Annotated in this window: 18 protein-coding genes, 1 tRNA gene and 2 rRNA genes; 11 read left to right on the top strand and 10 right to left on the bottom strand. The window is 38.6% G+C overall.

The features are described 5' to 3' along the window. Positions 1–69 precede the first annotated feature (69 nt). The 6 genes from DDF69_RS18340 (at position 70) to DDF69_RS18315 (ending at position 7,927) form a co-directional block, all read left to right on the top strand. Entirely contained in the window at positions 70–648 is a 579-nt protein-coding gene (locus DDF69_RS18340) for a tRNA-(ms[2]io[6]A)-hydroxylase (RefSeq protein WP_062676098.1), read from the top strand. Positions 649–672: 24 nt separating this feature from the next. Further along, positions 673–1,290: a DUF502 domain-containing protein gene (locus tag DDF69_RS18335; RefSeq protein WP_114822049.1), complete on the top strand. Its 618-nt coding sequence runs from the start codon at positions 673–675 to the stop codon at positions 1,288–1,290. Between the two features lie 94 nt (positions 1,291–1,384). Beyond that, entirely contained in the window at positions 1,385–2,761 is a 1,377-nt protein-coding gene (locus DDF69_RS18330) for a tryptophanase (protein WP_114822048.1), read from the top strand. Positions 2,762–3,104: 343 nt separating this feature from the next. Beyond that, on the top strand, positions 3,105–4,181 hold the full coding sequence (locus DDF69_RS18325) for an FAD-dependent monooxygenase (RefSeq protein WP_114822047.1): 1,077 nt from the start codon (positions 3,105–3,107) through the stop codon (positions 4,179–4,181). A gap of 2 nt (positions 4,182–4,183) precedes the next feature. Further along, the gene (locus DDF69_RS18320) at positions 4,184–5,341 is read left to right on the top strand and encodes a pyridoxal phosphate-dependent aminotransferase (RefSeq protein ID WP_114822046.1); all 1,158 of its coding nucleotides are present in this window, start codon (positions 4,184–4,186) and stop codon (positions 5,339–5,341) included. Between the two features lie 159 nt (positions 5,342–5,500). Then, positions 5,501–7,927 (top strand): TonB-dependent receptor plug domain-containing protein, encoded by a 2,427-nt coding sequence (locus DDF69_RS18315; protein WP_114822045.1) that lies wholly within the window; start codon positions 5,501–5,503, stop codon positions 7,925–7,927. Between the two features lie 123 nt (positions 7,928–8,050). On the opposite strand, the gene DDF69_RS18310 is transcribed toward DDF69_RS18315, so the two are convergent. Then, on the bottom strand, positions 8,051–9,268 hold the full coding sequence (locus DDF69_RS18310; protein WP_114822044.1) for a PQQ-dependent sugar dehydrogenase: 1,218 nt from the start codon (positions 9,266–9,268) through the stop codon (positions 8,051–8,053). A gap of 105 nt (positions 9,269–9,373) precedes the next feature. Here DDF69_RS18310 and uvrB point away from each other — a divergent pair, with 105 nt between their 5' ends. Further along, positions 9,374–11,365: an excinuclease ABC subunit UvrB gene (uvrB, locus tag DDF69_RS18305; protein ID WP_114822119.1), complete on the top strand. Its 1,992-nt coding sequence runs from the start codon at positions 9,374–9,376 to the stop codon at positions 11,363–11,365. Between the two features lie 75 nt (positions 11,366–11,440). On the opposite strand, the gene DDF69_RS18300 is transcribed toward uvrB, so the two are convergent. The 4 genes from DDF69_RS18300 to DDF69_RS18285 all read right to left on the bottom strand — a co-directional run bounded on the left by DDF69_RS18300 (position 11,441) and on the right by DDF69_RS18285 (position 14,305). Then, positions 11,441–11,668, bottom strand: a complete 228-nt coding sequence (locus DDF69_RS18300; RefSeq protein ID WP_114822118.1) for a DUF3820 family protein — start codon at positions 11,666–11,668, stop codon at positions 11,441–11,443. Positions 11,669–11,689: 21 nt separating this feature from the next. Further along, on the bottom strand, positions 11,690–12,769 hold the full coding sequence (locus tag DDF69_RS18295; protein ID WP_114822043.1) for an AI-2E family transporter: 1,080 nt from the start codon (positions 12,767–12,769) through the stop codon (positions 11,690–11,692). 12 nt (positions 12,770–12,781) lie between these two features. Then, positions 12,782–13,507: a beta-carotene 15,15'-monooxygenase gene (locus DDF69_RS18290; protein ID WP_114822042.1), complete on the bottom strand. Its 726-nt coding sequence runs from the start codon at positions 13,505–13,507 to the stop codon at positions 12,782–12,784. A 72-nt stretch (positions 13,508–13,579) separates the two neighbouring features. Continuing rightward, the gene (locus tag DDF69_RS18285) at positions 13,580–14,305 is read right to left on the bottom strand and encodes a hypothetical protein (RefSeq protein WP_114822117.1); all 726 of its coding nucleotides are present in this window, start codon (positions 14,303–14,305) and stop codon (positions 13,580–13,582) included. 46 nt (positions 14,306–14,351) lie between these two features. Here DDF69_RS18285 and DDF69_RS18280 point away from each other — a divergent pair, with 46 nt between their 5' ends. Both DDF69_RS18280 and DDF69_RS18275 read left to right on the top strand, forming a co-directional pair. After that, positions 14,352–15,329, top strand: a complete 978-nt coding sequence (locus tag DDF69_RS18280; protein ID WP_114822041.1) for an aminodeoxychorismate synthase component I — start codon at positions 14,352–14,354, stop codon at positions 15,327–15,329. Further along, positions 15,313–15,939: an aminotransferase class IV gene (locus DDF69_RS18275; RefSeq protein WP_114822040.1), complete on the top strand. Its 627-nt coding sequence runs from the start codon at positions 15,313–15,315 to the stop codon at positions 15,937–15,939. The genes DDF69_RS18280 and DDF69_RS18275 overlap by 17 nt, the downstream gene beginning before the upstream one ends. Positions 15,940–15,941: 2 nt before the next feature. On the opposite strand, the gene menD is transcribed toward DDF69_RS18275, so the two are convergent. Next, a complete protein-coding gene (gene menD / locus DDF69_RS18270; RefSeq protein WP_114822039.1) occupies positions 15,942–17,612 on the bottom strand; it encodes a 2-succinyl-5-enolpyruvyl-6-hydroxy-3-cyclohexene-1-carboxylic-acid synthase in 1,671 nt (556 codons plus the stop codon). Positions 17,613–17,696: 84 nt separating this feature from the next. On the opposite strand from menD, the gene DDF69_RS18265 reads away from it, so the two are divergent. Next, entirely contained in the window at positions 17,697–18,647 is a 951-nt protein-coding gene (locus tag DDF69_RS18265) for an isopenicillin N synthase family dioxygenase (RefSeq protein ID WP_114822038.1), read from the top strand. Positions 18,648–18,691: 44 nt separating this feature from the next. Here the strand turns inward: DDF69_RS18265 and DDF69_RS22540 are convergent, their stop codons facing one another. Beyond that, positions 18,692–18,880, bottom strand: a complete 189-nt coding sequence (locus tag DDF69_RS22540; protein ID WP_410494295.1) for a bacteriocin-like protein — start codon at positions 18,878–18,880, stop codon at positions 18,692–18,694. Positions 18,881–19,104: 224 nt separating this feature from the next. On the opposite strand from DDF69_RS22540, the gene DDF69_RS22215 reads away from it, so the two are divergent. Further along, positions 19,105–19,266, top strand: a complete 162-nt coding sequence (locus tag DDF69_RS22215) for a bacteriocin-like protein (RefSeq protein WP_185144366.1) — start codon at positions 19,105–19,107, stop codon at positions 19,264–19,266. Between the two features lie 767 nt (positions 19,267–20,033). Here the strand turns inward: DDF69_RS22215 and rrf are convergent. From rrf to DDF69_RS18250, 3 genes are all read right to left on the bottom strand, one after another. After that, positions 20,034–20,141, bottom strand: a 5S ribosomal RNA gene (gene rrf, locus DDF69_RS18260). Between the two features lie 158 nt (positions 20,142–20,299). Then, positions 20,300–23,054: ribosomal RNA gene (locus DDF69_RS18255) — 23S ribosomal RNA — on the bottom strand. A gap of 153 nt (positions 23,055–23,207) precedes the next feature. After that, a tRNA-Ala gene (locus DDF69_RS18250) sits at positions 23,208–23,281 on the bottom strand. Positions 23,282–23,287: the final 6 nt, after the last annotated feature.

Here is a 23,287-nt window from a genome sequence, read left to right as displayed (position 1 = left end):
TAAAGATCAAATTGAAATAAAGTCACATTTCTTACTTCAATTTGCTTAAATTTACAAAAATTTTACAACATGTTTAAGTTGAAACTCCCTACCGATCCAAGGTGGGCAAATATTGCAGAAGGAAACATTGGAGAAATTTTAACGGATCATGCCTGGTGCGAGCAAAAAGCAGCTACCAATGCTATAGGCCTGATCACGATGCTTCCGGAATATCCTGAGATTGTGACTGAACTTCTTGCCATTGCACAAGAGGAACTGGATCACTTCAATCAGGTACATGAAATCATTAAAAAAAGAGGTTTTACCTTTGGAAGAGCAAGAAAAGATGATTATGTGAATGAACTGGCAAAATTTATTGTACAGGGCAGCAGAGAAGACCTCATCGTAGACAAAATGCTTTTTGCGGCTATGATTGAAGCCAGAAGCTGTGAAAGGTTCAAAGTTCTTACGGAAAACATCAAAGACGAAGAGCTTAAAGTTTTCTACAAAGAACTGATGATTTCTGAAGCCAATCATTATACTACTTTCATCGGATTTGCAAGACAGCTCGGAGATCCTGAAAAAGTAAACAAACGTTGGGAAGAATGGCTGGAATATGAAGCTAATATTATTAAATCCTACGGAAATAAAGAAACCATCCACGGTTAAAATAAGAATAGTAAAGAATACACCTTGAAGAAGCCAAGCTTTGAAAATATCGCCAATATGTTCCTGAAAAACTTTTTCCAGGGACTGGTTATTATTGGTCCTATCGGGCTTACCATCTTTGTAATCTGGTATATTGTAAGTGCGATAGACAATCTTGTTCCGTCTCTTGCCAAGCAGATTCCTGGTCTTGTATTCGTATCTATCATTCTTTTTACTGCTATTTTAGGATATTTGGGAAATAAATTCGTGGTCGGAAGATTCTTTTTCGATACGATGGACAGCTTACTGGAGAAAACTCCAGGGATAAAACACATTTACACTCCTACGAAAGACGTCATGTCTTCATTCGTAGGCGACAAGAAAAAATTCAACGATCCTGTATGGGTAAAAACCAACGAGAACCCGGAAATCTGGAGAATCGGCTTTTTAACTCAAAAAGAAATGTCGGACGTTGACAAGCATAATTACGTTGCGGTATACCTTCCCCACTCGTACGCCATCTCGGGCTGGGTAATTGTTACTGAAGAAAAAAACATCAAACCTGTAGTGGGAATGACAGCAGCTTCTGCCATGAAGTTTGCAGTAAGCGGCGGTGTAGCCGGATTCCATTCTGATGAAAATATATTTAAGGCTCCGGAATAATCCCTTTTTCCGACTTATTTATACATTGATGAATTTTGAAAAATTATTTTCAAGCACATTTTCTTTACAAACAATTTAAAACATAATTTAACTCATGAATTTACCGTACGCGGAACCTTTCCGCATTAAAATGGTGGAAGAAATCTATCAGTCCACCAGAGAAGAAAGAGAGCAATGGCTTAAAGAAGCTAATTATAACCTTTTCAACCTAAGATCTTCACATGTTTATATTGACCTGCTTACCGATTCAGGGACGGGAGCAATGTCCGACAGACAATGGTCTGCTTTGATGACCGGAGACGAAAGCTATGCCGGATCCCGTTCTTTTGAGCAGCTACAGAAAACCGTTGAAAAAATCACAGGATTCAAATATTTATTACCAACACACCAGGGAAGAGCTGCTGAAAACGTCCTTTTCTCAGTATTGGTAAAAGAAGGTGATGTAGTTCCGGGAAACTCGCATTTTGACACAACAAAAGGACATATCGAAATCAGAAAAGCACATGCTATTGATTGTACGATAGACGAAGCTTTTGATATTAATGATCTTCACCCATTCAAAGGAAATATCAACCTTGAAAAACTGGAAGAAGTTTATAAAAGTCATCCAAAAGAAAATATTCCTTTCTGTTTAATTACCATTACCTGCAACTCTTCCGGAGGACAGCCCGTTTCTTTGGAAAACATGAAAGCTGTAAAAGCATTATCTGACCAATACGGAATTCCTGTATTCTTTGATTCAGCAAGATTTGCAGAGAATGCGTACTTCATCAAAAAAAGAGAATCAGGACAGGAAAACAGAAGCATTAAGGAAATCTGTAAAGAAATTTTTTCTTACGGAGACGGAATGACAATGAGTTCCAAAAAAGATGGTTTAGTGAACATCGGAGGATTCATTGCTTTGAATAATGAAGAAGTTTTCAGAAAGGCCTCTAACTTCACCATCATCTATGAAGGATTCATTACTTATGGAGGAATGGCCGGAAGAGATATGGCAGCATTGGCCGTAGGTCTTGATGAAGCTACAGAGTTTGCTTACCTTGAAAGCAGAATTTCTCAGGTTGAATATCTTGGAAATAAACTGATTGAATATGGAATTCCTGTTCAGAAACCTATCGGAGGACACGCTGTATTCATCGATTCTTTGAACTTCCTTCCGAATGTTTCCCGTGAAGAATATCCGGCTCAGACATTAGGGCTGGAAATTTATAAGGAAGCAGGGATCAGAACTGTAGAAATCGGGACTTTACTGGCAGACAGAGATCCTGATACAAGAGAAAACCGTTATCCGAAGTTAGAACTGGTACGTCTGGCAATTCCTAGAAGAACTTACACCAACAACCATATGGATTATATCGCTGCTGCTATCAAAAACGTATACGAAAGACGTCAAGAAATAGCAAAAGGATACAAGATCACGTGGGAACCGGAAATCTTAAGACACTTTACTGTTCAGCTTGAAAAAGCTTAATCATACAACCGGAATTTTTTCCGGTTTTTTTATGCCCAAAAACTCAAAGCTAGTGAAGCTAAAAACAATCTTGTTCTTTACGTTCTCAATACAAACCATCGATTAAACTACTAAAAATCATTAAGATATTGAAAACAAACACCTTTTATAAACAAATATAAATTAGTCATATTTTTTTATCATATAGTATATCTTATGTTTTTCATTTTATTTTTCATGAAATCAAAATTAAATTGATTTATTTTTTGAAATAGTGAAGGTTTTTAATTTTAATTTTGTATTTACCCGAGGGTGATTAAAAAAATACTTAAAAAACCAACCTGAAAAACACTTTATTCCGAAAATGAAGAAAATTGCTGTCGTGGGTGCCGGTATTTCCGGCTTGAGCATGGCGAATTACTTGGAAAAGCACAAGATCGACTACCACATATATGAAAGGAGAAAAAAAGAAGATCTGGCAGGTCACGGTTTTCTCATTCCACAGGAAGGAATGGACTATCTTTATCAGATCATTGATTCTGAGCTTCTTCTCCAACATGGAAATTTCCTGAAAAAATACATTCAATATTCCCACACCGGAAAAATTCTTGCAGAAAAAGAACTGAACAATGTCTTTGCCATTTCAAGACACTCACTGATCAATCTTTTGGCACAAAACATTGCTCCGGAAAAGATAACCTACGAAGAAACCATCATTCCTGATGAGCAGCAGGGCGGAAAACTGAAGCTATCTGATGGAACTGATATTGATGCTGATATCGCTGTTATCTCTGATGGCTCCAGAAGCCGAATCAGAAGGAGTCTATTTAAAAATGAAACCATGAGGACGGTAAGAGAAAGTGAAGTAGTGAATATCATTCAGAACAAAGAAATTGCAGATTCTGTTGAAAATGATTTTATGAAGTTTCACCATGAAGACGGAGGTCTTACTTTCGGGATTCTTAAACTTTCTGACGATACCGTTCTCTGGTATTCCCAGTTTGACAACCAGAAATATATGATCAACGAATGTTCTGTAGAGAACTTAAAGAAATATATGGTTGACGTTTTTAAAAACTGGCATCCTTTAGTCCCGGAAATCATACAGAAATCACACTACAACAATGTACATTTATGGAATGTATATGAACTGGAGGAGTTAAACCCTTTTTACAAAAATAATGTTGTATTCATCGGGGATGCAGCACATCCATTGATTCCATTTACCAGCCAGGGAGTTACCTCTGCTTTGAAAGACTCTTTCTCATTAACGAAATATTTAGTTGAAGAAGAAAATACAGAAACAGCTTTCAATAAATATGAAACGGAAAGAAAGCCGGAAATTGAGTTTCACATCCGTAATGGAAGGACACTGCTTAAGCAGTTTTTACTCCCTCTTCACCAACAGACAAAAAACATTTTACCCATATCTTATAAATAAATATGTTCACCAATAACGATATCAACTTTGAAGCCCTGAAAAGAAAGGCATATAACGGAAGATGGGCTACGCTCGAAGACGGAATCATTCCTCTTACGGCAGCTGACCCTGACTTCAGAACAGCCACCGAAATAGAACAGGGAATTATTGAATACCTGAAAGACGGTTACCTTAGCTACGGCCCGTTTTCCGGACTTCCTGAGTTTAAGAAAAGCGTAGCAGATCATTTTAACCTGGAAAAACATGGAAGTTTCTCACCGGAAAATGTTCTGGCTGTCAACAGTGCTGCTCAGGGAATGTTTCTTATTGCATCTTATGTTCTCAATCCCGGAGATGAAGCCATTATTCTGGATCCTGTTGATTTTCTTTTCAAAAAATCAGTGGAAACAGCAGGTGGAAAAGTAATGCTTTGCCCTGTAGATACTACAACAGGCGAAATTGACTTTGAAAAACTGGTTTCTTTAATCAATCCCAGGACTAAACTTATCAGCATATGCAATCCTCACAATCCGCTCGGAAAAGTTTATTCTAAAGAAGTATTGGAAAAAATAGCAGAAATTGCATCTGCTCATGATCTTTGGGTGATGAGTGATGAAATCTGGAGTGATATTATTTATGATCATAAAGACTTTCATACGTATTCTTCCGTTTCAGAGAAGGCAAAGAGAAAGAGCTTTACCGTGTACGGATTTTCAAAATCATTCGGAATAGCAGGATTGAGAATTGGAGCTGTACTCTGTAATGATCAGGATATCCTTGAAGACTTCACAGAAAAATCCAATTTCAATTCCACCATAGAAGGGGTTTCTACGCTGTCTCAGATTGCCGGAAGTGTAGCACTGGAGAAAGCAAAACCATGGTACAAAGAGTTTTTGAATCACTTGCAGAGCAACAGAGATCTTGCTTTCAGATTATTAGACCGTTCAGAAATTGTAACCCCTAATCTCCCGGAGGCAACTTTTGTATTGTTTCCAAAGATTAAAAACGGAATGACAAGTGACGAATTTGCCCAGCATGTATTAACTCACGGGAAGGTAGCCATTGTTCCAGGATCAGAAAGATGGTTCGGAAAAGGAGCGGAAGGACATATCAGAATTTGCTTTTCTACCTCCCAGGAAATTTTAGAAGAAGGAATTAACAGAATCATTACCAGCTTTTAACATTAAAAATTTTAATTAAATTCAAATAATAGATTATTATTCCGAATTTATCACAAATCGATACGAAATTAAGATATTCATACTAAATATTTTATTTTCGTATTGATTTAAAAATAAATATTGATAATTTTGATTGAATCATCACGTAAAATTATTAATATGAAAATAAAATACATCAGCATTATTTTCCTTGGAATTTCTGCCTTCTCTTATGCCCAGCAGGTAAAAGATACTTTGAAAGAATCAAAAATTGACGAAGTCGCCATTACCGGAAGCCGAAACAAGAAAAGAACAGTGGTAAACACACCCGTTCCTATCGATATCATTGACATTAAACAGGTAAGCCAGTCAACAGGGCAGGTGGAAATCAACCAGCTTTTACAATTTTCTGCACCTTCTTTCAACTCCAATAAACAATCAGGATCCGACGGTGCTGATGCTGTAGATCCCGCTACTTTAAGAGGTCTTGGTCCTGACCAGACCTTACTTTTGCTAAATGGGAAAAGATACCATCAATCTTCACTGATTAACCTTTTCGGAACCAAAGGAAGAGGAAATACGGGATATGACATGAATACCATCCCGATTGGCGCCATAAAAAGAGTGGAAGTTCTCCGTGACGGAGCATCAGCTCAATACGGATCGGATGCTATCGCAGGAGTTATCAATGTTATTTTGAATGACAGAAATAATGGTTTTGAAGGAAATCTATTCACAGGTATGAATCTTTTCAAAAGCCCCGGGAACAATGATGTTGTATCAGATCATAAAGTGGATGGAACCACCTTTGATTTTAATGGAAACTTAGGAACTAAAATCGGATCAAAAGGCGGTTTCGGAAATTTCACCGTAGAGTTTGTGAATAAAGATTATGCTATACGAAATGCAAATCCGGATATTTATACTTCTCCCAGACAGCGTTTCGGAGATGCAAAAGCTCAGAACATTTACTTTTTCGGAAATATTGAAGTCCCGTTATCTGATGGACTGAAGTTTTATTCCCGCCAGGGTTTTTCGCATAGAAATACGAAGGCTTATGCATGGACCAGAACCCCTGATGCAGACGGTAATATTCCGGAAGTTTACCCTACAGGATTTAACCCGATTGAAAATACCAGCATTACAGATTTCACGTTTGACAACGGATTAAAGTTCAAAGTTGCTGACTGGGATGTCGATTTTTATAATGCTTTTGGGAACAACAGATTCACTTATCAGATAGACAATACTATTAATGCTACTTTAGGAGTCAAATCTCCTACAAGCTTTAATGCAGGAGGACATTCTCTGCTGCAGAATACAACCGGGTTTAATGCTGTGAAGCAGTTCAAAGTACTGGAAGGGCTTAACGTTGCTTTCGGATCTGAATTCAGGTATGAAAAATTTGATATCATCAAAGGAGAAGAGGCTTCTTACGCCATGTATGATATCAATGGAAATCTTGTGACTTCAAGCACTCCTCAAAACTTATTGGTTACGAATCCTTCAAGTGGCAATGTAAGGCCAGGCGGTTCACAAGGTTTTCCTGGCTATTCTACAGACACAGGCAAGAGCAGAAACAACTTTGCCGCTTATGTAGATACCGAATTGGATGTTACCAAAAACTGGATGATAAGCATTGCCGGAAGGTTTGAAAATTATAATGATTTCGGAAGTACTCTGAATGGTAAGTTTGCCACAAGATATGCGATCACGCCACAGTTTGCTTTCCGTGGGTCTGTTTCTACGGGATTCAGAGCTCCTTCTCTGGCTCAGAAATACTACAGTCAGCAGTTTACCAATTTTCAGGGCGGTCAATTGGTCACTATTCAACTGGCCTCTAATGACAGCAAAATTGCAAGCAGTCTGGGAATTCCTCAGCTGAAACAGGAAACCTCTGTGAATGGAAGTGCCGGATTTACTTTCAATACCGGAAAGTTCACAGCCACCGTAGATGGTTATTACATTCGTGTTAAAGACAGAATCGTTCTTACCGGATATTTTGCACAAGCAGACTTACCGGCAGATGTTCAGGCAGAAAATCCATTTATCGATCAGGTACAGTTCTTTTCCAATGCCATTGATACCAAAACAAAAGGAGTTGATGTGATCTTAAGCTATACTGAAAATATCGGTTCAGGAAAACTGATCGCTACCCTAGCCGGAAACTATAATGATATGGAAATCACAAAAGTAAATACTTCAGAACAGCTGGCAGGCAAAGAAGATATTTACCTGAGCGCAAGAGAAAAAGCATTTATTCTTGCTTCTGCTCCGAAGACAAAAGTGAATTTAAACCTTAATTACAGACTCAACAAATTCAATGTAAACCTGCAGATGGTAAGGTTTGATAAAGTAACCCTGATTGGCTATGATGACTCGGAACAGGTTTATAATCCAAAAGTAACCACAGATCTTTCTTTCGGCTATGAATTCTGCAAGAATCTGAATCTGACTTTAGGAAGTAAAAACCTGTTCAACAGATATCCTACTTTACAGACCACACATGTATCCGACGGAAATACAGAAGCCGGAGGTATTTTTGATCCTGTACAGATGGGTTTTGCCGGAAGACAGGTTTTCGCCAGACTTAACTTTAAGTTTTAAGAGAATAAAAAGAAACTGTATCAAAATGTCATTCTGGAATCTTATGTTATTGGTTTATAAATGAGATTCTTCCTTTGTCACAATGACAAAGGCGAAATTATTAACCTTTGATACAGTTTTTTTCTATTTTTTTGAAATTTTATAAAGCTTACCACTATCTGTTACCGCATACAGATTCCCATCCATCCCGTTTAATACATCGCGGAAACGCTCTTTCTGATCTGCAAGAAGACGTTCTTCTCCTACCACTTTATTATCTTTCATGACAATTCTGTTAATGTGTTCACCACTCAGGCATCCGATCATGAGATTTCCTTTCCATTCCTCAATATTCCCTGTATAGAAAGTAATTCCACTTGGTGAGATCACAGGATCCCAATAATAGACAGGCTGTTCGGTTCCTTCTTTTTGGGTGATGCCCTGTCCTACCTTATCTCCTGAATATTCAATACCATAGGTTACATCTCCCCAGCCGTAATTTTTTCCCGGTTGAATCAGATTGATTTCATCACCCCCTCTTGGCCCCATTTCCACATCCCAAAGATTACCGTTAGGATCTATCGCCATTCCCTGGGGATTTCGGATCCCGTAAGCATATATTTCCGGTTTATAGCCGGATTTTCCAATAAAAGGATTTCCCGGAGCAGGTTTACCATCTTTGGTAATCTTCAAAATTTTTCCAAGATAATTATCTGTTTTCTGCGCATATACGCGGGTAACCTTATCTGACCTTTCTCCTGTACTGACAAATAAATTTCCGTCCTTATCAAATGCCAGACGGCTTCCGTAGTGCTTATCACCGTCATAGGAAGGTTCAGCACGGAAAATAACTTTTGCTTCTGAAATATTTTTAAGATCAGCAGACAGCTTTCCCTTCGCTACAGATGTTAAATTCCCTTTTCCAAAAGGCTCAGAAAAACTGAAGTAAATAATACTATTGGTTTTAAAATCAGGATCCAGAGCAACATCCAGCATTCCGCCCTGTCCTTTTGAATCTACTTTTGGAAAGCCTTCAATTTTTGATACTTGTTTTCCATCTGTTGAAACCACATTCATATACCCTTTCTTATCTGTGATGAGAAATTTTCCGTCAGGTAAATTGATAATTCCCCAGGGTCTTCCAAGGTCTTTATTCAATATTTCTATGGCATAGGGTGTTGTTGTTTTTACAGCCTTGATTCTTGTCTGCCCTTTAAATGCCGGCTTATAGTCAGAATTGGGATTTTCCGTTTCCACACTTCCATCATTCCCTGTCTTCTGAGCATTGGCATGATTCTCTTTGCAAGAAGATAAAAAAAGAAAAAGACTTACTACAGGAATATAAAATTGATTGATTTTCATAGTATTATGATTAGGTGATTGTAGGCTATGAATGGAAAAATAATGCCACAAAAGATGATATGGCCTAATAATTTCTTTCGTATTTTTGTTGTATACATCTTTTCTATGGATTTTAAGCTTCAATCAGAATATAAACCTACCGGAGATCAGCCCCAAGCTATTGAAAAACTTACTGAAGGAATAGAGATCGGTGAGAAATATCAAACGCTTCTTGGGGTAACAGGTTCCGGAAAAACCTTTACTGTTGCGAATGTTATACAAAAAGTACAACGTCCCACTCTGGTACTGGCACACAACAAAACGCTTGCTGCCCAGCTCTTCATGGAGTTTAAAGAGTTTTTTCCCGAAAACGCAGTGGAATACTTTGTCAGCTACTATGATTACTACCAACCCGAGGCTTATATTGCTACAACGGGAACTTATATTGAAAAAGACCTGAGCATCAATGAAGAAGTTGAAAAATTACGTCTTTCTGCAACTGCCAGCCTTCTTTCGGGAAGAAGAGACGTTTTGATTGTGGCTTCTGTTTCATGTATTTACGGTATCGGGAATCCTACGGAATTTCATAAATCTTTGATTTCTATCGCCATTGGTGAGAAAGTGACTAGAACTGCACTTCTCCATTCATTAGTTAACGCACTATACGCGAGAACGCTGAATGAATTCCAGAGAGGAACATTCCGTGTGAAAGGAGATGTTATTGATGTTTTCCCTGCATATACTGATAATGCGATCAGAATTCAGTTTTTTGGAGATGAAATTGAGAAAATTCAAAGTTTTGATCCGGTAACAGGAAATGTAGAGGATAATTTTGATCAGATACAGATTTACCCTGCCAATCTTTTTGTAACATCGAAGGAGACCTTAAATGGTGCCATTAAAGACATCCAGGATGACATGGTAAAACAGGTGGATTTCTTTAGCTCAGTCGGAAAACCATTAGAAGCCAAACGACTTCAGGAAAGAACAGAACTGGATCTTGAAATGATTAAAGAACTGGGTTATTGCTCAGGGATTGAGAACTACTCAAGGTATCTGGATGGTCGTCTTCCGGGAACAAGACCTTTCTGCCTTATTGATTATTTCCCTAAAGATTTTTTAATGGTTATTGATGAAAGTCACGTAACCGTTCCACAAGTTCATGCCATGTACGGCGGAGATCGAAGCAGAAAAGAAGCACTGGTGGAGTACGGTTTCAGACTTCCTGCAGCAATGGACAACAGACCCTTAAAGTTTGAAGAGTTTGAAGCCATTCAGAATCAGGTTATTTATGTTTCTGCGACACCTGCAGATTATGAACTGGAAAAAACCGGAGGGGCTTATATTGAACAAATCATCCGTCCTACCGGGCTTCTTGACCCGATCATTGAAGTAAGACCTTCACTGAACCAGATCGATGATCTGATGGAAGAAATCCAGAAAAGAGCCGATGTTGATGAAAGGGTACTGGTAACTACTTTAACCAAGAAAATGGCAGAGGAACTTACAAAATACTTTACCAAGTTCGGAATCAGAACAAGGTATATTCACTCGGATGTTGAAACATTGGAACGTATTCAGATTATGCAGGATCTTCGTTTAGGACTTTTTGATGTATTGATTGGGGTTAACTTATTGAGAGAAGGATTGGATTTACCTGAAGTTTCATTAGTTGCTATTCTGGATGCTGATAAAGAAGGAATGCTGAGAAGCAGAAGATCAATGATCCAAACTGTAGGACGTGCCGCAAGGAACGTGAACGGAAAAGCAATCATGTACGCTGACAAGATCACGAAATCCATGCAGGCTACTTTGGATGAAACTGAATACCGCCGCGCTAAACAAATGCAGTACAATGATGAGCATGGTCTGAAGCCAACAGCTTTAAATAAAAAGATTTCTGAAAATCTTGTGGGAAGGAGCAAAGACTTCCCTGATGAAAAATATACCCAAAAAGAAATTCTTCAGAAAGTTGCCGAGACAAAAGCAACTTATGCCACTGAGGATATTGAGAAAATGATTGCTCAGAAACAGAAAGAAATGGAAGCTGCAGCAAAAAATCTTGACTTTATTAAAGCTGCCAAGTTGAGAGATGAAATTTCAGCTTTGAAAGCTTAAAAGGATTAATGATAGAATAATTTCGGCGGCATCTTCGATGCCGCCGAAATTATATAAAAATGGTCTATTTAATTTTTATAATCCATTCCTTACTGCTGCTCTGATGGGAGTCAAAAGATCCATAAGTCCGTTTAATTTGATCTCATAAACTGTTGAAAGCTGCATTCCCAGTTTTCCTTTTGGCATTCCGTTTTTATTAAACCATTCCAGATAGCTGATCGGAAGATCCACCAGAACCGTTCCTTCATATTTACCGAAAGGCATTTTCAAGACACAGATTTCTTTTAAAATCTCAGGATTAATTCCTTCCACGTTTTTATATAATTAAATTAATTTTTCTTTAATATCATCCTGGCCGGGCAGCTCAAGGTCCGGGGGAGTATCTTCATCCGAAAATTCGTTTCTGTATACCTGAACCAGTAGAAGGGTCAGTGAGATCAGAATGGGTCCGAAAATCAGTCCCATGAAACCAAACAGATTCATTCCCATGATGATTCCGAATACGGTATTCAATGGATGAATATCTTCAAGTTTCTTTAAAAGGGTAAACCTAAGGAGGTTATCAGTAAGTCCTACCACCACAAGACAGTAGATGGCCAAACCAATTCCTTGTCCGGTATTACCTTCCGCAATCATAAATATACACACCGGAACATAGATAATAGCGGTTCCTACGACAGGAATTACAGATGCCGCAGCCGTTAGTGCGAAAAGCAATGCTGCTCCCGGTGCTCCAAAAATCAGATAGCCGATAAGCGCAACAATCCCCTGCCCTACAGCCACAACCGGAATTCCTATGGCATTGGCCATAATTAATTTTCTCATTTTATCGCCGATCAGAGAGATGTTTGCTCTCTTCAGCGGGGCCGAAGAAGTAAGAATCTTTTCAAAAAGTCTCGGTCTCTCCAGCATAAAATAGAGAATAAAATACATAGACATTACTACGGTAAGGGTATTGAATGTCCCACTGACTGCAGAAGTAGAAAATTTTCCTACATTATCTTTCAGCTTGGCCATATTTTCTTTGCTCAGAATATCAAACCCTGTTTTTGAGAAAATATAAGAATGTATTTTGTCCAGGAAAACATTGAATTTAGCCATGTAAGCCTGGGCATTTCCCAGTTTATCAATAATGAGATCGGCAATAAAATAAATCGGAAGAATAAGAACGATAAGACTTGCAAACATCAATGCAAAGGCTGCCAGTGACGGTTTCCATTTTTTCTCTTCCTGCAGATAAAAATTATACTTCCTGCAGACTACATAAATGGTAATTGCTCCCAAAACAGAGGGAATAAACAATGCGAGATTAAAACAGATCAATCCGGTCAATACCAGAATGATGGCCAGTAACGACATCTGCTTTATCGCAACACTGCTTATTTGTTTGTCCTTATTCATCATGTATTTTATATTTTATTTGCTGTACATAATCTGTCTTGGTTTTCCTAAGAAAGCACAATAGGTAGAGTACATTACGACCATAATAAACGGAGCCGTTAAGATGATACCGATTCCACAAAGAATAATTCCTGCAGCAGAAATCAGACCTCCTAAAAGTCCGGTTAATAAAAAAGTTCCATAGTTTTCTTTAGCAATATTAAACGACTTTGATAAAGCTTCTGTAGCTGAAGCATTTTCAAATAACAGAATCGGATATCCTATTAAAAGGAAAGGATATACAAAAATGATAGGCAAAACGCACAATGCCAGGGCAATTGAGGAAATGATCCAGGCAAGAAGACTATAAATCAAAATGTTTACAAAATTCTGGCGGTATCCGATAAAAAGATCAGAAAACTCAATCGGGCTTTTGGTATTGTATTTATTGACCATATAGATCAATCCTACATACAAAGGAGATAATAAAAGGCCGAAAAGGCTGGACGCTCCCATATATAAAGGAAGTCCCGGAGCACTCCAATAATTAAAATCTCCTCCTGATTTCATTTCTTCCACCATGGAAGCAGAGTCAAACCCGGTAAGCATTTGAATAACAGAACCTCCGATCAGGTAGATGATCATAGCTACAATTCCGTAACCGAAAACGCCTTTGTACATTTCAAAAGCATGAGAAATAATTGATCCAGTTTCTCTGTTGGGTACAGAGCCCTGCTGATCAAATTCGTTAAATTCAGACATAGTTTAAATATTTAATGATTTTACCAAATTTACTTTTTTTTAGTAAAAAATCCCATTAAACACGAATGAATTTTAACTTTTCTCAGAAAAGACTGTTTTATACAATGAATAAATCATCGCATTCCAAAAAGGAAAAGTGAAAAGCCCGCCTATCAAAAACAAGGCAAAACCTAAGTACTTAAATAGAAAAGCAACGATCACACACACCATGATTTCAACAAAATACATTTTAAGAGCTTTAAAATTCAGGGAAATAGCTTCAAAAATTCTTTTATTGGTAAAGAACATCAATGGAGCTACAAAGATGGTTACAGCAACCCAGATTATAGCCAATACAACAGTAGGAACGGTAAACCTGTAAATAAAGAACCAGAAAAGAAAATATCCCACATACTTAAAAAAGTTAAGCCCGTTGTACCCTGCAAAAAGATCTCCTATCACAATATTCTCTTTAAGATCCATCTTACGGAAGATCTGGAACATTCCAAGATTTAAAGGATACAGAAATGCCGTCGTTGCCCAGATTGCTAATGTAAACATCTGATAATTTTCGGTAGCTGTTATTTCCTCCATTTTTTTCAGATAAACCTGAGTGCCCTGCATAAAGGCTTCCTGCAATTCTTTATTATAAGAAAAAATATCATACTTCTCTCCGAAAAGCATCACTCCGGTAAGCAATATTCCAAAAAAGACGATGGAAAACATCAACTGAAAAACGAGTGTCTTATTCCAATAAAAAAATGCCTGCTTCAATATAAAATCTATTCCCGGTTTCTGAGGATATTTATTCTGCATCATAAAAAAAATTTCTGCAAAAGTAAACATCAATAAGTACTTTTGCAGAATGTTTTCAGTGAATCATCAAAAATTTATGGAAATGGACGAACTTTCTCTTCAGAAGGTTCCCTATTTTTTCGTCATCGACTTTCTTTCGGAGAATGTTGAAATCTATCAGGAGCATGAAATTGAAAAAGAAGGCTTAATTATTGATTTTCAAGAGTTTTCAAACACCAAAGAGTCCCATAAACTGGACAAAAAAGTAGTCTGGAAATCCTTTCCTGAAACATTGGAGAGTTTTCAGATTGGTTTCGATAAGGTTCAAAAAAACATTCGCCTGGGAAACTCTTACTTAGTAAATTATACTAGAAAAACGAAGATAGAGACCAATTTAACCTTAGAAGAAATTTTTTACCACTCAAATGCAAAGTACAAAGTTTTTTATAAAGATTTTTTTGTATTTTTTTCTCCTGAAACTTTTGTAAAGATCATTAACGGAAAAATTTTCACCTATCCTATGAAAGGAACAATTGACGCATCTATTGAAAATGCAGCAGAAATTCTGAAGAATGACAGAAAGGAGAAGGCAGAACATTACACCGTAGTAGATCTTCTCCGGAATGATCTGAGTATGGTCGCTGATGAAGTAAAGGTGGACCAGTTCCAGCATATTGACTTTATCAAAACCCAGCAAAAGGATTTATATGCAATGAGTTCTGAAATTTCAGGAATGATAAAACCTGAATATGAGAGAAAAGTAGGAAGCATTATGAAGAAACTTCTTCCTGCGGGATCTATTTTAGGAGCTCCCAAGCCTAAAACACTGGAAATAATTCTGGATGCGGAAGGATATGACAGAGGATATTACACGGGAATTTGCGGCTGGTTTGACGGCCAGAATGTAGACAGCTGTGTGATGATACGCTTTATTGAAAAAGAAGGAGAACAATTATACTTCAAAAGCGGAGGCGGTATAACGCACATGAGTAAACTAGAAGACGAGTATCAGGAAATGAAAAATAAAATCTATGTCCCAATTCATTGAAAGCATTAAAGTAGAAGATCAGGAGGTTTTTCTATTGGATCTACATCAGAAACGTGTCAATCAAACATTTTCCCACTTCGGGAAGGAAGACTCTATAGATCTGGCCAAAATCTATAAAAATCTGCAGCATGATGAGGATGGTCTTTTCAAGCTGAGAATTGCCTATGATCTTGATAAAAGAATCAGGACACAGATGATTCCCTACGCTATTCCTGAAATACAGGATTTTCAGCTGGTAGAAAACAACAGCTTTGATTATTCATTCAAATTTGAAGATCGTAAGGAACTGGATAAAATGAAAATGAAATCCAAGGCAGAAGAAATCATCATTGTTAAAAACAACCATATCACCGATACTTCTTTCTCTAACCTTTTATTTTTAAAAGGAAAAGATTGGTTTACACCTTCTACTTATCTGCTGAACGGAGTACAAAGACAGCATCTTTTAAAGCAAAAAAAGATCAAAGAAACGGAGATTACTTTACAGAACATAAAGCAATTCACCCATTTCCAGATCATTAATGCGTTGAATGATTTTGATGATATGTTTATCTATCCTATCGACAGAATTATCAATCTGCCGGGGAATGAAGAATATCTTGATCTTTAAATCTATTTCATAAACTCAAAATACGACTTCAGTACATCTGCACTATTCTTCCCGTGAGTATTTACTTCCAGGATTTTTGGCTGTGCATCAGGTTTGAAGAAATTCTCAAGAACCCTGTCCAGCGTAAGTTCATCCTCTACTCTGATATAGGAGAATCCAAAATGTTTCGCCAGAGATTCTGCATTTTTACGGTGTTTTGTCGCAATAAATTCGTCCAGAGTATTCGGATTGGCATTTCCAGGTCCGGGAATGATTTTAAAGATATTTCCTTCACCATTATTGAAGATCATAATTCTTACAAATGGTGGAATATATTGGTTCCAAAGACCATTGATATCATAGAAGAAACTCAGGTCTCCTGTGATCAATAAAGTTGGGTTCTCATTTTTGATGGCAAATCCCATTGCTGTAGAAGTAGATCCATCAATACCACTTGTTCCTCGGTTACAATACATTTTTCTCTTTCCGAAATCAAACAGCTGGGCATATCTGATCCCAGATGAATTACTGAAATGAATATTATAATTTTCAGGAATCGTCTGTGATGCTTTATTGAAGAAATAAAAATCTGAAAAATCAATTGTATTTATAAACTGCTCGTGTTTAGCATCTTTTTTATCCCTTAAAACATCCCAAAGATTAAAATAAGGTCTTGGTTCCAGATTGATAAACTTCAGTAATTTTGAGAAGAAAACCTCAGGTTTTACCTCTATCTTTTCTGTCAGTGAGAAATAAGTATCAGGCTGCCATACTTCATCCAGATGCCAGTGCTGTTTCGGGCGTGCACTTCTCAGGAATTGTTTTACCTTTTTGGAAACCACATTCTGTCCTACTGTAATCAACAGATCAGGAGCATATGTTTTATAATCCTCTTCCGTAAAATTGAAAATATAGCGGTCTATATGTTTGAAGAACTTCTCATGGTGTAAATTTGAATTGGCTTCACTCAATACCACCACAGAATGGTTTTTCACCAACTGAGTCAGCTGGTTTTCCAGTTCCGGACTGTAATCTCTTGTTCCCACCAACAGCATAATTCTTTGTGAAGTATGCCATTCCGCAATCAGATTGGACGGAATTTCATACTCTTTATGTTTAATCGTTTTCTCCACAGTTGGAAAAGTAGGAAGCTCAGACACCAGCTCATATAAAGGTTCTTCCAAAGGAATATTAATATGTACCGGACCCTGTTTTTCAAAACAAAGTTCAATCGCTTTTTTAATGATATCAAAATTAATATCTTCTGCATTCTCCTTGCTGTCTTCCAAAAGCTGAAAATCACCATAGGAATGCTGATGAAAAACATCCTTCTGCCTTATCGTCTGTCCATCGAATATATCCACGAAATCAGTCGGCCGGTCTGCCGTCAGTACCAAAAGAGGTACATTCTGATAGAAAGCTTCGGTAATCGCCGGATAATAATTAACGACGGCTGATCCGCTCGTACAGGTAATCGCGGCAGGCTTTTTCTCACTTTTTGCCATTCCCATTGCCACGAAAGCAGCACTTCTTTCGTCTACAATGCTGTAGCAGTTGAAACTATCTACCTCTGAAAAATGGATGGCCAAAGGAGCATTTCTTGACCCCGGAGAAATTACGATATCTGCAATTCCGTACTGCTGAAGAAGATGTGCAAGTATTTGGATACTTCTCTTAGAAGAATATTTTTTCATACAGCAAATTTAACTTATAAATAATGATTTTAAAATCATTTAAATTAAAAAAAATGTAATTTTGCTGTTCGTAAATTTCTAAAAATGGATAAAATACCTAGTGTAGACCTGCGTGATTTCCTTTCGGGCAACCCGGAACGCAAACAGAAATTTGTAAATGAAATCGGAAAAGCTTATGAAGAAATTGGTTTTGTAGCCTTAAAAGGCCACTTTCTTGATGACAACCTGGTAGAAGATTTGTATGGAGAGGTGAAAAACTTTTTTGAACAGCCAGTGGAAACGAAACAAAAGTATGAGATTCCAGGAATTGGTGGCCAGAGAGGTTATGTAGGATTCGGTAAAGAAACTGCTAAAGGTTTCAAAAAAGGAGACTTAAAAGAATTTTGGCATTTTGGACAGTATCTGTCTGATGACTCAAAATACAGAACTGAGTATCCGGACAACGTAATCGTTGATGAACTTCCAAAATTCAACGAAGTTGGTAAAGAAGCATTTCAAATGCTTGAGAAAACAGGACAGTATGTGTTAAGAGCCTTAGCATTACACCTTGGTTTGGATGAATTTTATTTTGATGACAAAATCGCAGAAGGAAATTCTATTTTAAGACCTATTCACTACCCGCCAATTACTGAAGAGCCAGATGATGCGGTAAGAGCAGCAGCTCACGGAGACATCAACCTTATCACTCTTTTAATGGGAGCACAGGGGAAAGGTCTTCAGGTTCAAAATCACAACGGAGAATGGATTGATGCCATTGCAGAACCGGATGAACTGATGATCAATGTTGGAGATATGCTTTCAAGACATACCAACAACAAATTGAAATCTACCATTCACAGAGTGGTAAACCCACCAAGAGAAATGTGGAGTACTTCAAGATATTCAATTCCTTTCTTTATGCATCCTATAAGTGCAATGTCTTTAAATGCACTTGAAAATTGTGTAGATGAAAATAATCCAAAATTATACGAAGATACGACTGCAGGAGAATTCCTGCATGAAAGATTGATCGAACTGGGATTGATTAAAAAATAAAAAAGAAACGGCTGCCTCAAATAGAGACAGCCGTTTTTACTATATTACATTCCAGTTAAACAGGAAACGCGTGTACATAACATTGTGCAGCTATTCATTCTGTAACAACCATTATTTTGATTATTCAATTCCTGACAAGGATCATCAGGAGAATCCCTCAGATCGTAACACTTATCAACTCCTCCTGAAATACTTTTCAATTCCTTTCTCTCAATTTTCTTTAAATTTTTCATAGTTATAGTTTTAGTTTTTCCAACTCTATAAGCTTTTCGGATAACGCTAACTAAAAAATAGTATTTATTTCATTAACAATCAAACATTTAAATAAAAGTCATTGATCATATAGCTCTCAAAGCCGTTTGTTATATTAATTTTTTATTTTTAATGTAATAAACATTATTAATTAAAAATATTTTAACTATTTTTACTTTACTTACAAATTTTCAATTAAAACCATATGAAAAATCTAAAAAAACTAAAAAAAGACCAATTAAAAAACATTTCAGGAGGTGCTACCCTTCCCGAAACAGATTTCTGCATGTATTATTGCAATGGAACTATTGTTTGTGCAACCTGCAGTAATGATTTCAAATGCCCGGACACGAACAGTGAGATGTAAGATTAAAATCAAAATGTAACCCATAAGAACCGTTTCTTTAGAGAAGCGGTTTTTTTATTTCATTCAGGTTAAAATAACATAGATTCCGGAGCTTAAAGACTTGTGACAAACATATGGCAAGTTTTGTATATTATAAGCCATTTATGGGCCTAAAATAAAAGCCTGTGAATACTCCTTTTCCGGGTTATATAATAAGAGTGTTACAAAATTCCGAGTTTCGGGTTTCGGGTTATGAATGCGAAGTATCATTTCAGACTTTTTCAATTCCTATGGAATGGATGATGCTTCAATAGTTTTTCATCCTTTGTGTCATTCTATATCTCTAGGAATAAAACTTTATGTGGTTTGGTTTAAAGGATGTAAGATGACAGGACAGGATAATGTCTAAGTTTTTTAACAGCTAGTATTAGCATTGTCATGCTGAGCGGAGTCGAAGCATTTTAATTAAGAAGAACTCTGTTTAGACTCCTACGGAGTGACAGCCTGGGTAGAATATAGAATAGTATTGAAGGTAAAGACCAATTTGTGGGTAAAAAATAGAAAACATAGACCTGGAAGCAGGAAGTTTGAAGCTTGAGGAAGGAAGATGAGACAGAGAAGATAACAGAGATTAGTCATCTTAACTGATTACCTATTGCTCATTACTCATTACTCATTACTCATTACTCATTACTCATTACTCATTACTCATTACTCATGAATTGAGCTGGGTATAAAACAAAAAAACCTTTATCGTAAAGATAAAGGTTTTTTAAAAATAAAATAAAAACTGGCGGCGGCCTACTCTCCCGCGTTAGCAGTACCATCGGCGCTGGTGGGCTTAACTTCTGTGTTCGGAATGGGAACAGGTGAGCCCCACCGCTAAAACCACCCTAAAGGTTGTATATAGCAGCTGGCTATTTGCTGTTGGCTTTTGGCTGTTTTTGCCAATTGCTAACTGCTAGTTGCCAATTGCGTTTTTAAGCGATAAAAACTTTCACAAAGACAAAACCTTCACTGCGCATAAAGCACTTGGTTTATATTAGTAACCATAGACTATAAATCTACGGGTAATTAGTACTACTTGGCTATGACATTACTGTCTTTACACCTATAGCCTATCAACGTCGTCATCTACAACGACCCTTAAAAGATGTCTCATCTTGAGGCGAGTTTCGCACTTATATGCTTTCAGTGCTTATCTCTTCCAAACGTAGCTACTCAGCGGTGCACCTGGCGGTACAACTGATACACCAGAGGTTTGTTCAATTCGGTCCTCTCGTACTAGAATCAAGCCCTCTCAAACATCTAACGCCCGCAATAGATAGAGACCGAACTGTCTCACGACGTTCTGAACCCAGCTCGCGTGCCACTTTAATGGGCGAACAGCCCAACCCTTGGGACCTTCTCCAGCCCCAGGATGTGACGAGCCGACATCGAGGTGCCGAACCTCCCCGTCGATGTGAGCTCTTGGGGGAGACTAGCCTGTTATCCCCGGAGTACCTTTTATCCTATGAGCGATGGCCCTTCCATACGGAACCACCGGATCACTATGTCCTGCTTTCGCACCTGATCGACTTGTAGGTCTCACAGTCAAGCACCCTTATGCCATTACACTCTACGCACGGTTACCAAGCGTGCTGAGGGTACCTTTGAAAGCCTCCGTTACTCTTTTGGAGGCGACCACCCCAGTCAAACTACCCACCACGCAATGTCCTTCTGAAAGAAGTTAGGCTCCAAGTAAGTAAAGGGTGGTATTTCAACGGCGGCTCCACAAACACTAGCGTGCCTGCTTCAAAGCCTCCCACCTATCCTACACATTACTTACTCAAAGTCAATACGAAGTTATAGTAAAGGTTCACAGGGTCTTTTCGTCCCATTGCGGGTAATCGGCATCTTCACCGATACTACAATTTCACCGAGCTCGTGGCTGAGACAGTGCCCAGATCGTTACACCATTCGTGCAGGTCGGAACTTACCCGACAAGGAATTTCGCTACCTTAGGACCGTTATAGTTACGGCCGCCGTTTACTGGGGCTTCAGTTAATGCCTTCGCTTACGCTAAGCACCTTCCTTAACCTTCCAGCACCGGGCAGGTGTCAGACCCTATACAGCATCTTTCGATTTAGCAGAGTCCTGTGTTTTTGATAAACAGTCGCCTGGGCCTCTTCACTGCGGCCAACATTGCTGTTGGCGTCTCTTCTTCCGAAGTTACGAGACTATTTTGCCTAGTTCCTTAGCCACGACTCACTCGAGCACCTTAGGATTCTCTCCTCGACCACCTGTGTCGGTTTTGGTACGGGTTGCTTCACTTCGGCTTTTCTTGGATCAGATTACACTACAGCAGCTTCGCCCGAAGGCTAGGCCTTGACTATTCCGTCAGTCTCCAGCAGCTACATCCAACCGTCCCCTTTATTCGTGAGCAAGTATGGGAATATTAACCCATTGTCCATCCACTACCCCTTTCGGGTTCGCGTTAGGTCCCGACTAACCCTCAGCTGATTAGCATGGCTGAGGAAGCCTTGGTCTTTCGGTGAGCAGGTTTCTCGCCTGCTTTATCGTTACTTATGCCTACATTTTCTTTTCTATCCGCTCCACAATACCTCACAGTACTGCTTCGGCGCAAATAGAATGCTCTCCTACCAGATATATCTAAAATATAAATCCATAGCTTCGGTAATATGTTTATGCCCGATTATTATCCATGCCGGACCGCTCGACTAGTGAGCTGTTACGCACTCTTTAAATGAATGGCTGCTTCCAAGCCAACATCCTAGCTGTCAATGCAGTCCAACCGCGTTGCTTCAACTTAACATATATTTTGGGACCTTAGCTGTTGGTCTGGGTTCTTTCCCTCTCGGACATGGACCTTAGCACCCATGCCCTCACTGCCGTAGAACATTTATTAGCATTCGGAGTTTGTCAGGAATTGGTAGGCGATGAAACCCCCGCATCCAATCAGTAGCTCTACCTCTAATAAACTTATATACGACGCTGCACCTAAATGCATTTCGGAGAGTACGAGCTATCTCCCAGTTTGATTGGCCTTTCACCCCTACCCACAGGTCATCCGAAGACTTTTCAACGTCAACCGGTTCGGTCCTCCACTCTGTGTTACCAGAGCTTCAACCTGCCCATGGGTAGATCACAAGGTTTCGCGTCTAATCCTACTAACTATCCGCCCTATTCAGACTCGCTTTCGCTCCGGCTCCGGTACTTAATACCTTAACCTCGCTAGTAAAATTAACTCGTAGGCTCATTATGCAAAAGGCACGCCGTCACAGCATTACGCTGCTCCGACCGCTTGTAGGCGTACGGTTTCAGGTTCTATTTCACCCTTCTATTCGAAGTGCTTTTCACCTTTCCTTCACAGTACTTGTTCACTATCGGTCTTTCAGGAGTATTTAGCCTTGGAGGATGGTCCCCCCATATTCAGACAGGATTTCACGTGTCCCGCCCTACTCATTTATCATCTTAATATGCCTTTCGAGTACAGGATTATCACCTTCTACGATTGTTCTTTCCAGAACATTCCTCTAAACATAAAAAGACTTTTGGGCTAATCCGCTTTCGCTCGCCACTACTTACGGAATCTCTTCGATTTCTTTTCCTCCGGGTACTTAGATGTTTCAGTTCTCCGGGTTTGCTCCTCTTACGAGGTGACATGTCTTCAACATGCCGGGTTGCCCCATTCGGATATCTGCGGATCAATTCGTGTGTGCCAATCCCCGCAGCTTTTCGCAGCTTACCACGTCCTTCGTCGCCTCTGAAAGCCTAGGCATCCGCCATACGCCCTTAACGATTTCTTTCCTATTGGTTACTCAAGCGCTTTATGCGCTCGGTTTTCTCTTTGTGATGTCTTTACCGTTAATGTCAATGATCTTAATTTCTTTTTTTCCGACTAATGAACAGATGTTGTTTTTGGCTCCATCCGTAACTTTTAAATCAGTCTTCCAAAACTGTGGAGAATAAGGGAGTCGAACCCTTGACCTCCTGCGTGCAAGGCAGGCGCTCTAGCCAGCTGAGCTAATTCCCCCTCTAG

Source organism: Chryseobacterium sp. KLBC 52, assembly GCF_003347605.1.
GTDB lineage: Bacteria > Bacteroidota > Bacteroidia > Flavobacteriales > Weeksellaceae > Chryseobacterium.
The sequence above is the reverse complement of the archived record's forward strand: the minus strand, read 5'-3'. Positions and strand labels throughout refer to the sequence as shown.